Below are 404 nucleotides of genomic sequence, written 5' to 3'. Positions count from 1 at the left end.
AAAAGACTGCCGCCATTCTCCTGCACATATCCCTTTAGCTTAGCTGTTGTTGCTTTGTCAAGATAAGCGCCTAAGCTTTGACCCTTATAGGTTTTTAGTTTTGGTCGCTGTTTGCTGCTTGGAAGCTCCAGCAATGGCAGCTCTCCTGAGAGCTTGTCCAGCCAATATTCTCCATGCGCCTTAAATGACTCCTGGTTCAATTGAGCCAGCTGCCAGGCTGAATAATCCTTGTACTGGATTCTTAATTCCTTTAAATCAGGCTCTTTTCCTGTCCTGTAGGCTTCATAGTATTTGAATATATCTTTGGTTAATACCTCCATTGACCAACCATCACTAATAATATGGTGTATGTTGAAGTAGAACCAATATTCCTCTTCCTCTACCTGAAGTAAGGCCGCTCTGAG

General features: G+C 43.1%; 1 protein-coding gene. It reads right to left on the bottom strand.

The window, feature by feature from the left end; translation table 11 throughout:
• On the bottom strand, nt 1-404 hold a 404-nt coding region (locus JO950_RS22060), incomplete at both ends, for a condensation domain-containing protein (RefSeq protein ID WP_237732436.1).

Source organism: Flavobacterium sp. UGB4466, assembly GCF_903469665.1.
Classification (GTDB): Bacteria; Bacteroidota; Bacteroidia; order Flavobacteriales; family Flavobacteriaceae; genus Flavobacterium; species Flavobacterium lipolyticum.
This window is presented reverse-complemented; position numbering and strand designations above follow the sequence as displayed.